14 protein-coding genes are annotated in these 14,154 nt (G+C 67.9%); 5 read left to right on the top strand and 9 right to left on the bottom strand.

What is annotated here, in order from left to right:
- Positions 1-8: 8 nt before the first annotated feature.
- Genes BMW87_RS20940 through BMW87_RS20970 form a run of 7 tightly spaced genes read right to left on the bottom strand, consistent with a single transcriptional unit; the run spans position 9 to position 6,477 of the window.
- The gene (locus tag BMW87_RS20940; RefSeq protein ID WP_093078420.1) at positions 9-605 is read right to left on the bottom strand and encodes a YdeI/OmpD-associated family protein; all 597 of its coding nucleotides are present in this window, start codon (positions 603-605) and stop codon (positions 9-11) included.
- Positions 602-1,558 (bottom strand): phosphatidate cytidylyltransferase, encoded by a 957-nt coding sequence (locus BMW87_RS20945; RefSeq protein WP_093056687.1) that lies wholly within the window; start codon positions 1,556-1,558, stop codon positions 602-604. Before BMW87_RS20945 ends, BMW87_RS20940 begins: the two co-directional genes overlap by 4 nt.
- Complete coding sequence (locus tag BMW87_RS20950; RefSeq protein ID WP_371127381.1) at positions 1,555-2,280, bottom strand: lysophospholipid acyltransferase family protein; 726 nt, start codon at positions 2,278-2,280, stop codon at positions 1,555-1,557. Before BMW87_RS20950 ends, BMW87_RS20945 begins: the two co-directional genes overlap by 4 nt.
- Positions 2,277-2,726 (bottom strand): hypothetical protein, encoded by a 450-nt coding sequence (locus tag BMW87_RS20955; protein WP_093056686.1) that lies wholly within the window; start codon positions 2,724-2,726, stop codon positions 2,277-2,279. Before BMW87_RS20955 ends, BMW87_RS20950 begins: the two co-directional genes overlap by 4 nt.
- Entirely contained in the window at positions 2,716-4,065 is a 1,350-nt protein-coding gene (locus tag BMW87_RS20960; RefSeq protein ID WP_093078421.1) for a phosphatase PAP2/dual specificity phosphatase family protein, read from the bottom strand. Before BMW87_RS20960 ends, BMW87_RS20955 begins: the two co-directional genes overlap by 11 nt.
- Positions 4,062-5,828 carry a bifunctional alpha/beta hydrolase/class I SAM-dependent methyltransferase gene (locus BMW87_RS20965; RefSeq protein WP_093078423.1) on the bottom strand — a complete coding sequence of 589 codons (1,767 nt, stop codon included), beginning with the start codon at positions 5,826-5,828 and terminating at the stop codon, positions 4,062-4,064. The genes BMW87_RS20960 and BMW87_RS20965 overlap by 4 nt, the downstream gene beginning before the upstream one ends.
- A gap of 31 nt (positions 5,829-5,859) precedes the next feature.
- On the bottom strand, positions 5,860-6,477 hold the full coding sequence (locus BMW87_RS20970) for a CDP-alcohol phosphatidyltransferase family protein (RefSeq protein WP_093056683.1): 618 nt from the start codon (positions 6,475-6,477) through the stop codon (positions 5,860-5,862).
- Positions 6,478-6,564: 87 nt separating this feature from the next.
- Here BMW87_RS20970 and ruvB point away from each other — a divergent pair, with 87 nt between their 5' ends.
- Both ruvB and dmeF read left to right on the top strand, forming a co-directional pair.
- The gene (gene ruvB, locus BMW87_RS20975) at positions 6,565-7,629 is read left to right on the top strand and encodes a Holliday junction branch migration DNA helicase RuvB (RefSeq protein WP_093056682.1); all 1,065 of its coding nucleotides are present in this window, start codon (positions 6,565-6,567) and stop codon (positions 7,627-7,629) included.
- Positions 7,630-7,635: 6 nt separating this feature from the next.
- Positions 7,636-8,577 carry a CDF family Co(II)/Ni(II) efflux transporter DmeF gene (gene dmeF / locus BMW87_RS20980; protein ID WP_093078424.1) on the top strand — a complete coding sequence of 314 codons (942 nt, stop codon included), beginning with the start codon at positions 7,636-7,638 and terminating at the stop codon, positions 8,575-8,577.
- On the opposite strand, the gene BMW87_RS20985 is transcribed toward dmeF, so the two are convergent.
- The gene (locus tag BMW87_RS20985; protein WP_093078426.1) at positions 8,574-10,328 is read right to left on the bottom strand and encodes a lysoplasmalogenase family protein; all 1,755 of its coding nucleotides are present in this window, start codon (positions 10,326-10,328) and stop codon (positions 8,574-8,576) included. The two genes, dmeF and BMW87_RS20985, sit on opposite strands and share 4 nt — an antisense overlap.
- Positions 10,329-10,422: 94 nt before the next feature.
- Between BMW87_RS20985 and BMW87_RS20990 the strand changes: the two genes are divergently transcribed.
- Positions 10,423-11,292, top strand: a complete 870-nt coding sequence (locus tag BMW87_RS20990) for a UDP-2,3-diacylglucosamine diphosphatase (RefSeq protein ID WP_093056679.1) — start codon at positions 10,423-10,425, stop codon at positions 11,290-11,292.
- Between the two features lie 19 nt (positions 11,293-11,311).
- On the opposite strand, the gene BMW87_RS20995 is transcribed toward BMW87_RS20990, so the two are convergent.
- A complete protein-coding gene (locus BMW87_RS20995) occupies positions 11,312-11,548 on the bottom strand; it encodes a hypothetical protein (protein WP_093056678.1) in 237 nt (78 codons plus the stop codon).
- 246 nt (positions 11,549-11,794) lie between these two features.
- On the opposite strand from BMW87_RS20995, the gene BMW87_RS21000 reads away from it, so the two are divergent.
- Positions 11,795-12,991: an acyl-CoA dehydrogenase family protein gene (locus BMW87_RS21000; RefSeq protein WP_093078427.1), complete on the top strand. Its 1,197-nt coding sequence runs from the start codon at positions 11,795-11,797 to the stop codon at positions 12,989-12,991.
- A 9-nt stretch (positions 12,992-13,000) separates the two neighbouring features.
- Complete coding sequence (locus BMW87_RS21005) at positions 13,001-14,134, top strand: acyl-CoA dehydrogenase family protein (protein WP_093078429.1); 1,134 nt, start codon at positions 13,001-13,003, stop codon at positions 14,132-14,134.
- The last annotated feature ends 20 nt before the right edge of the window (positions 14,135-14,154 follow it).

Here is a 14,154-nt window from a genome sequence, read left to right on the forward strand (position 1 = left end):
CGCGCCGCTCAGGGATAGATCTTCTCGCCCTTCGCCAGCATCTCGACGAACTTCTCGATGCGCCGCGCCCGGGTCTCGGGCTTCTTCGCCCCCTGAGTACGAAACAGCACCGCAAAGCGGTTGCGCGCATCCAGCGTGGCGAAGAACTTCGCAGCTTTCTTGTTCGCGTCCAGCGCGGCCTGAAGATCGGGCGGCACTGTCGCCACGCTCGCGGCTTCGTAGGCCGCATCCCAGCGCCCGTCGGCCTTCGCGCGCTCGATCTCGGCCAGTCCGGCCGGCTGCATGCGGCCTTCGTCGATGAGCTTCAGCACCTTGGTGCGGTTGATCTGCGACCAGATGCTGCGCTTGGTGCGCGGCGTGAAGCGTTGCAGGAAATACTGCGCGTCCTCGCTCTTGCGCTGGCCGTCGATCCAGCCGTAGCACAGCGCTTCCTCGAGTGCGGCGGGGTGGTCGATGGAGGCGATGCCGCTGTCCTTCTTCGCGATGCGAAGCCATACGCCGGCGGCGGTCGTGTGGTGGCGCTTGAGCCAGCGTGTCCACGACGCGGCATTGGTGCACTCGATCGGCGTGTCGTGCGGAATGCGCTCTGCCGTCTTCGTGGTCATGGCACCCACCAGTAGCGCAGCGCGTGAAAGTAGATGGGCGCTGCAAAGATCACCGAGTCGAGCCGATCGAGCATGCCGCCATGGCCTTCGATCATCGAACCCCAGTCCTTCACGCCGCGGTCGCGCTTGATGGCCGACATCACCAATCCGCCGAAGAAGCCCATCAGGCAGATCGTGAGCGCCATCAGCGCCGCCTGCCACGGGTTGAACGGCGTGGCCCAGTACAGCGCCGCGCCCAGCGCGGTGGCGCTCGCTACGCCGCCGATCAGGCCTTCCCAGGTCTTGGAGGGCGACAGTTCGGGCGCCACCTTGCGCTTGCCGAAGAGCTTGCCCCACACGTACTGCAGCACGTCGCTGCCCTGCACCACGATCACCAGGAACGCGATCAGCAGCAGGTTGCGGCCTTCGAAGCCGGGAATCTGCAGCGTGAGCAGCGCCGGCACATGGCTGATGCAGAACACGCACACCATCAGCCCCCACTGGATCTTCGAGGTGCGCTCAAGGAAGCGGCGCGTGTCGCCGCCGACCGCCGCCAGGATGGGCAGCAGCAGGAAGGCATAGACCGGGATGTAGATCGCGTAGAGCCCGTACCAGTCGATCCAGATCAGGAAATACTGCCCCGGCAGCGCGAGGTAGAAAGCCAGCGCGATCGGCGCGTGGTCGCCGCGCCGCGTGTAGGCCAGGCTGATGAACTCGCGCAGCGCATAGAACGAGATCAGATAGAACAGCACGATCACGCCGCCCTTGCCGAAGGCAAAGGCAATGCCGATCACCGCCACCATCACCCACCACGCATTGACGCGCGAGTTGAGGTTGTCGATTACCGAATGCGGCTGGCCGTGCGCCACGCGCCACTTGAGCAACGCACCGATGGCCGAGGCCAGTATCAGCACGCCGGCCACGCCGCCGAAGAGCTTGAGCGTGGTCCACGCGAAGGGAGAGAGTTCGATCACGAGGCGCTCCCTCCGTTGCTTTGTTCGTTTTGTTGTTCGATGCGGTCGTATTCGGGGCGCAGGTCGAGCATCGCCGTGCGCGCGCGAGCGATGAAGGTGTTCTTGTCTTCTCCTTCGGCCAGCTTGATCGGCGCGCCGTAGCGCACCGTGCACGCGAGCGGAATAGGCACCAGCGTGCCCTTGGGCAGCACGCGCTTCAGGTTCTCGATCCACACGGGCACCAGCCGCACGTTGGGGCAGGCGCGCGCCAGGTGGAAGAGCCCGCTTTTCAGCGGCAGCAGGATCTCGTCGCCCGTGTTGCGCGTGCCCTCGGGGAACATGATGAGCGAGTCGCCGGCGTCCAGCGCCTCCTTCATCTGCTCGACAGGGTTCTCGCCCTGGCCCGATCCGTCGCGGCGGATCATCAGCGCATTGAACACGTCGGCGCCGATGAACTGGCGCGTCTTCGAGGCCATCCAGTAGTCCTGCCCGGCCACCGGCCGCGTGAGCGCGCGCAGATCGGGCGGCAGCGTGGCCCACAGCAGCACGAAGTCGCCGTGGCTCGTGTGGTTGGCGAAGTACAGCGTCTGCTCGGCCTTCGGCGTGGTGCCCGACCAGATGGCGCGCACCCCGGTCAGCAGCCCGGCCGCGCCGATGATCAGCTTGCCCGCCACGATGGCGAGCCCGCGCCGCAGCACGGTGCTTTCGGGCTTGTCGTTGTTCTTGTTGTTTTCTTCGGTCAAGAGAGGTCCTGTGTCATCAAGGCAAGGAGGAACAAGGCGCTCTGGCAGGCCACGACGATGGCATGGCGCTGCATGAGCTGTCGGGTGCCCTGCACGCGGTCGTCGAGCGGGCGTGTGGTGTTGTGTTGCGACGGCGGTGGCTCGCGCAGTCCGAGCGTTGAGAGCGCTTTGTCGAGCGCTTCGAGCGAAGCGACGGTGTTGCGCGCGAGGCCGTCGAACAGCGCTTCGTCGAAGCGCAGCCGGAACGCGAAGTAGCGCTCCAGCGCGCCGAGGATCACGACCGCGCCGAAGCCCATGGTGGCCGTGGTCGAGAGCGAGCGCAGCGTCAGCGCAAGCACCAGCGCCGAGATGCAGGTGAGCGCGAAGCCCCAGAGGCCCAGCAGCGCGATGGCGCGAAGCAGGCCCGCCAGTGCGGCGCAGGTGGTTCGGTCGTTGTCATCGGTCATGGGGCGGTACCTCCGGCAAAGGTTTGAACGGCTCCAGTGACACCCGCCAGGCACCCCGCAGCACGATCTGCGGCCGTGCGCGGCGCACCGTGTCCTCGGCCTGGGCGACGCTGCCGGCCGGGCCGTAGCGGCCCAGCCAGGCGATCACCGCCGCAGCGCTGCGCGAGAAGCCGAGCGCGCAGCAGACCCACACTGTGGCACCGTCCGCGTTCCGGCGCTGGCCTTCGATGACGGCCGCCGCGCGCTGCAGGCGCACGGTTGGCGGCACCGTCAGGTCGAGCAGCGGCACGCAGTGCGCATGCGGGACGCCCGCGGGCATCTGCAGCTCGGCGCACAGGCTCACCAGCCGGGGCTGCCCGGCGGCCAGCCATTCGGCGTGCGTCGGCCGTCGGCCCAGCCGCAGGCCCGGCACCACTTCGACCGAAGCCGGCAGCTTGCGCGTCCAGAGCCAGGCGTTGATGGCGGCGGCGAGCCGGTAGGGTGCCAGCATCCAGCGCGCGGCCCAACCCATGCGGCCACGGCCGTCCATCTGGAAGCCGCGTGCGCCGAAGCCGATGTAGTTCAACGCCACCAGCGCCAGCGACGCAGCCGGCCATGCGAGCCACAGCGCGACGCCACCGCCGTACAGCGCGGCCGCCAGGAACAGCGCCGCGCCCACTGCATAGAAACCCGCCAGCTTCCAGCGCTGCACATCGCGCGTGATGCGCCACACGCGCGGCATCGACACCACGCGCTCCAGCGGCCACAGCCATACGCAGAGCAGGCCGAGCAGGGCACCGGTCGGAATGTCGATGAAGTGGTGCTGCCACGTCGTGAGCACCGACGCGCAGATGGCGAAGGCCCACACATGCAGCACCAGCCGCGCCCAGAGGGGCCGGATGAACTGCCGATACCAATCCCACAGGATCACGGCCAGCGCGATGTGCAGCGAAGGCGCCTGGTTGAACGGCTGATCGAACCCGCGCAGCGCGTTGAACAGAAAGGCCGGCGCCCCGTCGACTGGCGGCTGCCCGAAGCTGAAGTGCAGCGGCCAGAGGATGAAGCAGCTGCAGGCGACGAGCGTGGCCGTGACCAGCCGCAGCGCGTGCCGGTCGAGTGTGTGCCGGCTGCGCGCCAGGAACAGCGACAGCGCATAGAAGACGTTGATCGTCCAGTAAGGAAAGATCGTCCACGGCCAGAACGGCACTTGCCGCTCCCACTCGAAAGCCATCGACGGCACGTTCGCCCGCGTGGTCGCCCACCAGTTGGCGAAACCATAGGTCGCATAGAACAGCGGCCCCAGAAACACCAGCCATGCGGCGGCGCGCTTCCAGGGCCGTTGCGCCAGCCAGGCGGTCATTGAGTGACGCGCACTGCCAGCGACACCGTGAAGATGCCCCACTCGTCGACCCGCTGGTCGATCTTGCGGAAGCCCGCTTCTTCCACCAGCTGGTCCATTTCGTACTGGGTGCGGCGGCGCATCACCCAGGCCTCGCCCTGGCGGTGGCTGGTGAGGGCGCGCGCGATCATCTCGAGCTGCGGGTGCCAGGGCTGTCCGGTGTAGACGAGGTAGCCGCGGTCTTCCACCGCGTCGCCCACGCCCGCGAGCGAGCGGCGCACCATCTCGTTGTCGGGGAACAGCTCGTACAGGCCCGACACCACGGCCAGCGTGGGCCGCGGCAATACGCTCGCGAGGCTCATGCGGTCGAAGGCGTCGGCCTGCACGAACTGCGCGACGTCCTCCAGGCCCTTCTCGGCGATGAGCGCCCGGCCATCGCGCACGTTGATGTCGCTGTAGTCGCGCAGCAGGATGGAGCTGGCCTTGACGGGGCTGGCCAGTACCGCGTCGAGCACGTAGCGGCCGTGGCCGGCGGCGATGTCCATCACGCGCACCTCGCGGTGCATGTCGGCCAGGCGCTCCATTGCAATGCGTAGCAACTCCTCGACGTGGATCTTGCGTTGGCGGATGCCGCGCCAGCCGATGGAGTCCAGGTACGTCTTGTCGATGGAGCGGCCGATGGCGGAGCTGCCCTGCGGATGGTTGCGATACACGTAGTCGAGCGTGCTGCCCGAGTCGAAGCCGGTGGCGTGGCCGAGCTTGATGCCTTCCGACATCGTGCCGCCCAGCTTCAGGCTTGCGCGGGTCATGGCCCAGTAGGCGCCGCGCGGTGACAGGGGCGCCAGCGGCTCGGCCAGCGCACGCGACTCGTCGGCCGTATCGCCGCTCAGGTGCGCCTCGCGGCGGTCCACCGGCACGGCCGGCTCGTCGAAGCGCTGCAGGATGAATTCGCGGATCTGCGCCACGGCCGGCGCCCGGTCTTTCTCGCCCAGGGTGTCGTGGAAGAAGCCGGGCAGCTCGGTCTTGGTCTTCACCGCGCTGCCCAGCCGCTCGAAGAACTGGTGCTGCGGCTTGTGGTGCACCACCCAGTCGGCGCCCGAAATGAGCAGCTGCACCGGCAGCGTGATCGCATTGGCGTCGGCCACCACGCGGTCAGCGGCTTCGTACAGGCCCAGCAGGATGTTGACCGCGATGGGCCGAGAGATCAGCGGATCGCTCTCGTAGCTGGCGATGCGTTCGGGGTCGTGCGTGAGGAACTTCGCCTTCACGTAGCTGTTGACGAAGAACAGGCCGCGCAGCTTGTGCATCAGCCCGAGCCCGGCGCGCGCGAACGGCACGTAGAGCTTGACCTTGAAGGCCGGCGAGGCGAGCGTGAGCCCGCGCACCTTGGGCGCGTAGTCGTGCGCCCATGTGGCGATCAGCACCGCGCCCACGCTCTGCGCGACCACGTGGATGTCCTGCTCGGGCACGCCGTGTGCCGTGCCGATGTGCTGCACGAAGGTCTGCACGTCGCGCACCGAGGTGCCGAAGCTCGGGCTGTAGCCGCGCTGCCCGGGCGAGCGGCCGTGGCCGCGGGCGTCCCAGGCGAAGAAGTCGAAGTCGGGCAGGTTCAGCTCGTCGACCAGGTGCGCCATGCGCGCGCCGTGTTCATGGCCGCGATGGAACAGCACGATGGCGCCGCGCCGCGTGGCGCCGGTGGCTGGCCAGTGGCGGTAGAAAAGCGATTCGCCGTCGTGCGTCTGGAAATGAAGCTCGTTCGGAGCGCGTGGAGTGGTGTCGTTCATTGAATCCCTGTGAAATCTTGTAGGAGCTTGTTCAGTGGCGGCCTGCGGCGTCGGCCTCGGCCAGCGCGCGGCGGATGCGGTTGACGGTGGTCCAGGCCACCAGCACCGCAAGCAGCGGCATCAGCCAGGCCGTCCAGCCCGGCAGCGGCAAGCCCAGCGCCACGTAGAGGCCGAGTGCGCCGAACACGAAGGCCCGGTCGCTCTTGCCCAGCGGACCGTCGTAGCGGCGCGAGGCGCCCACCGTGGGGCCCAGCGCGCCAGCGAATTCGCTCAGCCCGGCCAGCACGATCACCGTGCCGACCCAGAAGCCGCTGAAAGGCAGCACCAGCGCAAAGGGCAGGTACAGCGCCGCGTCGGAGACCACGTCGGTCAGTTCGTTGAGAAAAGCGCCCAGCTTGCTCTGCTGGTTGTGCTCGCGCGCCAGCATGCCGTCGATGGCGTTGAAGGCCATGCGAAGGAACATCCAAAGTGGAATGAGCCCGAAGGCTGCCAGCGAGGGCGCCGCGAAGAAGAGCCAGAGCCCGAGCGCGACCGAAACGACGCATGCCGCCATCGTGACCTGGTTGGCGGTGACGCCCATCGCATGCAGGCGGACCACCAGCGGCCGCAGCAGGGCCTGGAAACGCGGCTTCAGTTCGTAGATCGACACGTGCTGGCTTCCCCTCGTTTGTTATGTGCCGAAGCATTCTGCCAGTCTGGCCCAAGGACTAAACTTGCCGACGCAGACCCTTACCCAATGACCATCCAGACAGACGACTTCGCGCCCGCCCCCCAACGCGTGGTGTCCGCAGCCCCCGCATCGCCCAACGAAGAGGCGATCGAGCGGGCCCTGCGCCCCAAGCTGCTCGACGAGTACGTCGGCCAGGCCAAGGTGCGCGAGCAGCTCGAAATCTTCATCGGCGCCGCGCGCAAGCGCAAAGAGGCGCTCGACCACGTGTTGCTGTTCGGCCCCCCGGGCCTGGGCAAGACCACGCTGTCGCACATCATCGCGGCCGAACTGGGCGTCAACCTGCGCCAGACCTCCGGCCCCGTGCTCGAAAAGCCCAAGGACCTGGCGGCGCTGCTGACCAACCTGGAGCCCAACGACGTGCTCTTCATCGACGAGATCCACCGCCTGAGCCCGGTCGTCGAGGAAATCCTGTACCCCGCGCTGGAGGACTACCAGATCGACATCATGATCGGCGAGGGCCCCGCGGCGCGCAGCATCAAGCTCGACCTGCAGCCCTTCACCCTGGTGGGCGCCACCACCCGCGCCGGCATGCTGACCAACCCGCTGCGCGACCGCTTCGGCATCGTCGCGCGGCTGGAGTTCTACACGCCAGAAGAGCTGGCGCTGATCGTGACCCGCAGCGCCCGCCTGCTCAAGGTGGAGACCGACGAAACCGGCGGCTTCGAGATCGCCCGTCGTTCGCGCGGCACGCCCCGCATTGCCAACCGCCTGCTGCGCCGCGTGCGCGACTACGCCGAGGTCAAGGGCAATGGCCGCATCACCGAAGAAATCGCGCACAAGGCGCTGGCCATGCTCGACGTCGACCCGCAGGGCTTCGACCTGATGGACCGCAAGCTGCTCGAAGCCGTCATCCACCGTTTCGACGGCGGCCCGGTGGGCCTCGACAACGTGGCGGCCAGCATCGGCGAGGAGCGCGACACCATCGAGGACGTGATCGAGCCCTATCTCATCCAGCAGGGCTACCTGCAGCGCACGCCGCGCGGGCGCATCGCCACGCTGGCGGCGTACCGGCACCTGGGCGTGACGCCGCCTTCGAGCCGTTCCGACGGACAAGACCTCTTTGGAGCCTGAAGACACATGCACACTCATGACCTGAGTGCCTGGCAGCACGACCACCATTTCGACGCCGACACCGCCTCCGCCGAGCGCAGCACCCGCCTCGTGATGTGGATCACCGCCGCGATGATGGTCGTCGAGATCGGCGCCGGCTGGTGGTTCAACTCGATGGCGCTGCTGGCCGACGGCTGGCACATGAGCTCGCACGCGCTGGCCATCGGCCTGAGCGCCTTTGCCTATGCGGCCGCGCGGCGCTACGCGCGCGACCCGCGCTTTGCCTTCGGCACCTGGAAGATCGAAGTGCTCGGCGGCTTTGCGAGTGCGCTGGTGCTGCTGGGCATCGCGGCGCTGATGGTGGTGGGCTCGCTCGAGCGGCTGTGGTCACCTTCGGCCATTCACTACCCCGAAGCCATTTCGGTCGCGGTGCTGGGGCTGGTGGTCAACCTGGTCTGTGCGCGGCTGCTGGGCGGGGCGCATCACCATCATCACGGGCATGACGATCACCACGCGCATGGCGACCATGGCCACGACCTGAACCTGCGTTCCGCCTACATGCACGTAGTGGCCGATGCCGCCACCTCGGTGCTGGCCATCGCGGCGCTGCTGGGCGGCTGGTTCTACGGCTGGGCCTGGCTCGATCCGGCGATGGGCATCGTCGGCGCGGTGCTGGTGGCGGTCTGGGCCAAGGGGCTGCTGAAGGAAACCGGCAAGGTGCTGCTCGACCGCGAGATGGACCACCCGGTGACGCAAGAGATCCGCGAAGGCGTCGAGACGACGCTGGCCGATTCGGAAACGCGCGTGGCCGATCTGCACGTGTGGCGCGTGGGGCGCGATGCGTATGCCTGTGCGCTCACGGTGGTGACGCATTCGATGACGCTGACGGCCAACCAGGTGCGGGCGTGCTTCTCGATGCACGAAGAGATTCGCCACTCCACGGTGGAAATCCAGCGCTGCGTCGACTAGCTCCTTGTTCTTCCCGCAGGCCGCGTGTGACGCACGATCAGAATCTGCGCAGCGTAGTAGGTAGCCAGCACCCACAGCGACGCCAGCGGCAGCGGTGACACGAAACGGTTCGTTGCCAGCAGCGAGTCGCTCAGCATGAAGAAGCATGCGCCCACCGCAACCCACAGCGCGGCAGGGTCCGCGCTTCGTAGCACGGCGGCCCGCCCGATGGCCTGTGCCGCCATGCAGGCGATCACGACCACATAGACGCCGACCGGCACCCGCAGGGCGACGGGCAGCCCACCTTGCCAGAGAAACGCGTACATCCCCGCGCCGATCAGCAGCGTCGCCGCGAGCACGCCGCGGCGCGGAAACAGGCCGACCCCGATGCGGAACAGCGCGATGTACGCCAGGTGCGCCAGCAGGAAGCACACGAGCCCGGGCACGAAAAGCTTGGGCGGCCCCATCAGCAGCACGTCGCCGGCCAGCGATGCCACCAGGCCCGTCAGCAGCAGCCCGTCGAAGGTCGTTACGGCACCGGCCGCCATCGCCCGCCGCGCGGCGAAGAAGATCGCGATCGACAAAGCCAGCGGCTTGAAGACGAGGTGCAGCCAGCCGATGCCCAGCGCCGCGCTCGCCGTGGCCAGGGCCGCTGCCTCGATCAGCAGCACCTCGGTCATCGACAACCGCCCCTGCAGCACACCGCCGATGGCCCACAGGCTCGCCGTCAGCGCGGCCAGCCAGACGGCGGCCTGCGGCAGCGGCATGGTGTCGGAGAACCACAGGAAGAATATGGCCCCCGCCAGCATCAGCATGAACTGCACGCCCGCGAACCACTGCACGGCCCGGCTCACCACCGGTTCGTAGCGCGTCACCGTTGAAATGTCGAAGGCGGGCTTTGGAAATCGCGCTGCCACGTCGGCCGGCCGCCAGCCCGGCGGCTTGAACCACACGCGCAGTTTGTCAGCCCAGCTGCGCGCATGCCATGAATCCTTCGCCAGCGCCCAGTACACCTCGGCGTTGGCCCACAGCGGGTCCCAGCTGCGCAGCTCGCCGCGCGTGCCGTAGACACAGCGTTCGTCTTCCTCGCGGAAGCTGCCGAACATCCGGTCCCACACGATCAGGATGCCGCCGTAGTTGCGGTCGAGGTACTTGTCGTTCACCGCGTGGTGCACGCGGTGGTTCGACGGCGAGCAGAACCAGCGGTCGAACCAGCCCAGTTTGCCCACCTGCTCGGTATGCACCCAGAACTGGTAGAGCAGGTCGACCAGCGCCACCACGCCGAACACCAGCGGCGGCACGCCCGCCACCGCCATCGGTAGGTAGAACACCCAGCCCAGCAGTGCGCCGCTCGATGTCTGCCGCAACGCGGTCGACAGGTTGTAGTGCTGGCTCTGGTGATGCACCACGTGCGCCGCCCACAGGATGGCCGACTCGTGGCCCATGCGGTGCAGCCAGTAGTAGCAGAAGTCGTAGAACACCAGCGCCAGCAGCCAGCCGTACCACGTCGTCCAGAAGTCGCGCGCTGCCTCTTGCGGAAACAGCGCCACAGCCGAATACACGGCCGTGTAGATGCCGATGCGCAGCAGCCCCGTGAGCACCGCGCTGATCTGGCTCAGCATGCCCAGGCCGATGCTGTTCACTGCGTCGGCGAGGCGATAGGTGTCATGCCCCGTGCCGCGTCGTGCGCGCATGCGGCCAACCGCGAATTCGATTGCGATCAGCAGGAAGAAAACGGGAGTTGCGAGAACGATGATCTGGCCGGGGCGCATCGCGCGATTGTGGCGTTGCCGTTGGGCCACAAGTCACCGGGATGTCACGGAGGCGCCATCGTATGGTCACGTGGCGGTGGGAGCCTACCCGTCCATGCAACGCGACGACGCCTTCCTTCGTGCATGGCACGACACCGCGACCCGGGCCCTCGACCCCGAGGACGATGATCGCGTACGTCCACCCCTGCAATTCCGCACCCTCTGGATTTCCGACCTGCACCTGGGCACGCCCGGCTGCCAGGCTCGTGCGCTGCTCGACTTCCTGAAGCACACCGAGTGCGAGACCCTGTTCCTGGTCGGCGACATCATCGACGGCTGGCAGCTCAAGCGCCACTGGTACTGGCCGCAGGCGCACAACGACGTGATCCAGAAGCTGCTGCGCAAGGCGCGCAAGGGCACGCGCGTGATCTTCATTCCGGGCAACCACGACGAGTTCGCCCGCAAGTACCTGCATCACAACTTCGGCGGCATCGACGTGGCCGAAGAATGGATTCACGAGACGGCCGACGGCCGCAAGCTCTGGATCATCCATGGCGACCTGTTCGATGGCGTCATCCAGTGCGCCAAGTGGCTCGCCTACGTGGGCGATTCGCTCTACGAGTTCACGCTCAAGCTCAACCGCCATCTGAACTCGCTGCGTGCGCGCATGGGGCTGCCGTACTGGTCGCTGTCGAAGTACCTCAAGGGCAAGGTCAAGCGCGCGGTGAGCTACGTGGGCGACTTCGAAGTGGCCGTGGCCCGCGAAGCCCGCAAGCGCGGCGCACAGGGCGTGGTCTGCGGGCACATCCACCATGCCGAGATGCGCGATATCGACGGCATCCTCTATTGCAACGATGGCGACTGGGTCGAGAGCCTGACGGCACTGGCCGAGCATGCCGACGGCACGCTGGAAATCATCGACTGGGCGCAGCACATGCCCGTGCCGACGAAGGCGACGCCGCAGCGCGAAGCCGTCGCGGCCTGAGCCCGTCCGGACAGGCCGGTCAGCCCTTGCGGCCGGGGTCGTTCGTCGTATGGCCGAGTTGCTCGCGCCAGGCGTCGTAATGCCGAAGCATGCTCTTGCTCATTTCGTCCATCCATAGCCACCAGGCCAGTGCGAAATTCTCGGGGCCATCGGGCTCCGGTGACGTCTGGAAAAGGCTGGCGGGCGGTTCCGGCAGTTCGTAGTCGCACAGCCGCTCGACGCTGCTGTGCGGGAAGCCGGGAATGACAGTACTCACTGCGGTGCTCCTTCGAGGGCGGCGCGTTCTCGGGCGCCCGGAACAACTCCCGCACGCATTGGAGCAGGAACCGGGACGCCGACGTATCGGATTATCCCGAATGAAAACAAAAGACTACGGAAGGCGGTGGCTTTCGAGGCGCCATGCCGCGCGTGGCCGCGTTCGTCCGATCCGACGATGCCACCGGGCCTCCGGGGGCCTCACACTCGGCCGGTGTTATTCCGACAGCAGGAGACGACAAACACCATGGCCTGGGCACTCACGGCGGCGGAGACCGCATTCCGCGACGAGGTTCGAGACTTCCTGGCGCGTGAGCTGACGCCCGAACTGCGTGCCGCGGGCCGGCGCTGCTCCGGCATCTTCACCGACTACGAATACGGCAACCGCTGGCACCGCGTGCTGGCAAAGCGCGGCTGGAGCGTGCCGCAGTGGCCGGTCGAGCACGGCGGCACCGGCTGGACACCGATGCAGCACTACCTCTTCGCGGCCGAGCTTGCCGCCGCCGATGCGCCACCGCGCGCACCCATGGGGCCGGGCATGGTCGCGCCGGTGATCATCGCCTTCGGCACCGAGGCGCAGAAGCGCGCGTGGCTGCCCGGCATCCGATCGGGCGAGGACTACTGGTGCCAGGGCTACTCGGAGCCGCAGTCGGGCTCCGACCTGGCCTCGCTTCAGTGCAAGGCGGTGCGCGACGGCGACCACTACGTCATCAACGGCACCAAGATCTGGACCACCCACGCGCAGTACGCCAACCGCATGTTCTGCCTTGTGCGCACCACCTCGGGCGGCAAACCGCAGCAGGGCATCAGCTTCCTGTGCTTCGACATTCCGGCGCCGGGCATCACCATCCGGCCGATCATCAGCATCTCGGGCGACTACGAGCTTAACCAGGTGTTCTTCGACGACGTGCGCGTGCCGGCCGACGGGCTCATCGGCGAGGAGAACCAGGGCTGGACCATCGCCAAGTACCTGCTGCAGCACGAGCGCGGCGGCGCATGGGCGCCCATGCTGCGCGCACGCCTGCGCCGGCTGACTACCGCGGCAGATGCAGCCTTTTCAGCTTCAGGCGGCGACGCACACGAAGCCGACGACATGGCCCTGCGCCTGGCCGAAGCCGAGTGCGCCATCGATGCGCTCGAAGCCACCGAGCTGCAATCGCTGCGCGCGCAGGCCCGCGGCGAGCAACCGGGCATCCGCCCGTCGATGGGCAAGGTGCTGGGCTCCGAGCTGCGCCAGCGGCTGACCGAGCTCGGCGTAGAAATCGCCGCCCACTACGCCGCCGTCGACCTGCCGCTGGACGACGGCCTGCAAGGCGAGCCGCCGATTCCCGAGGACGCCGTGTTCTCGATGTCGGCCTACCTCAACGACCGTGCGGCTTCCATCTACGCGGGCTCCAACGAGGTGCAACGCAACATCGTCGCGGCCCATTTGCTGGCGAACTGAGGTCCTTCCATGAGCACCCTCACCGAGCAGGACGAAACCCTCGCGATGCTGCGCGACAGCCTCGCGCGCTACCTCGACGACAACCACGGCTTCGAGCAGCGCCTGTACGCGCTGCGCAAGGCCGACGATGCGCCTCCGCCGTTCTGGCAGGGCCTGGCCAGCGAACTCGACCTGCTGGGCGCGGCGCTGCCCGAATCGCGGGGCGGCCTCGGCGGCGGCATGGCCGCCCACCTCGCGATGATGGAAACGCTGGGCGGCGCACTCGCTGCCGAGCCGTACCTGTCGACGATGGTGATCGGCGCGGGCCTGCTGCAGCGCCACCCCGGCGCGCAGGCCGATGCGCTGCTGAAACGCATCGTCGCGGGGCAGGCCGTGCTTGCCTTCGCGCACGGTGAGCCGCAGAGCCGGCACGACCGCGCCGATGTGCAGACCGAACTCGCGCGCGAAGGCAACGGCTTTCGCCTGAACGGCCGCAAGGCCGTGGTGCACGCCGCGCCATGGGCCAGCCACTTCATCGTGAGCGCGCGCAGCGGCGCCGGTCTCTCGCTGCTCGTCGTGCCCAGGGAAACAGCCGGCGTGCGCCTGCGCGCCTACCCAACCCGCGACGGCGGCCGCGCCGCCGACATCGCCTTCGACGACGTGCGCCTGCCCGCTGAAGCGCTGCTCGGAGCCGAGGGCAGCGCGCTGCCGCAGATCGAGCGGGCGCTCGACGAAGCCACGCTCGCAGTCTGCGCCGAGTCCATCGGCGTCATGCGCCGCCTGATGAGCGACACGCTCGACTACGTACGCCAGCGCAAGCAGTTCGGCGTGCCGATCTCCAGCTTCCAGGTGCTGCAGCACCGCCTGGCCGACATGCACATGGCGCTGGAGCAGGCCGCCGCGCTCACTGCGAGCGTCGGCGAGCACGTCGACACAGCCGACCACAACGAGCGCGCCCGTGCCGTGTCTTCCGCCAAGGTCGCAGCCGCCAAGGCCTGCAAAGCCGTGGGGCAGGGCGCGGTGCAGCTGCACGGCGGCATGGGCATGACGGAGGAACTGGCGGTCGGCCACTACGTGCGCCGCGCCACGCTCATCGAAGGCCAGTTCGGCCCGCCCGCGTGGCATCTGCGCCGCGTGGCGAAGCTGCGCCAGGCCGCAACGTAGACACTGGGGGCTCGCATTCG

The organism is Variovorax sp. OV084 (assembly GCF_900111625.1).
GTDB lineage: Bacteria > Pseudomonadota > Gammaproteobacteria > Burkholderiales > Burkholderiaceae_C > Variovorax.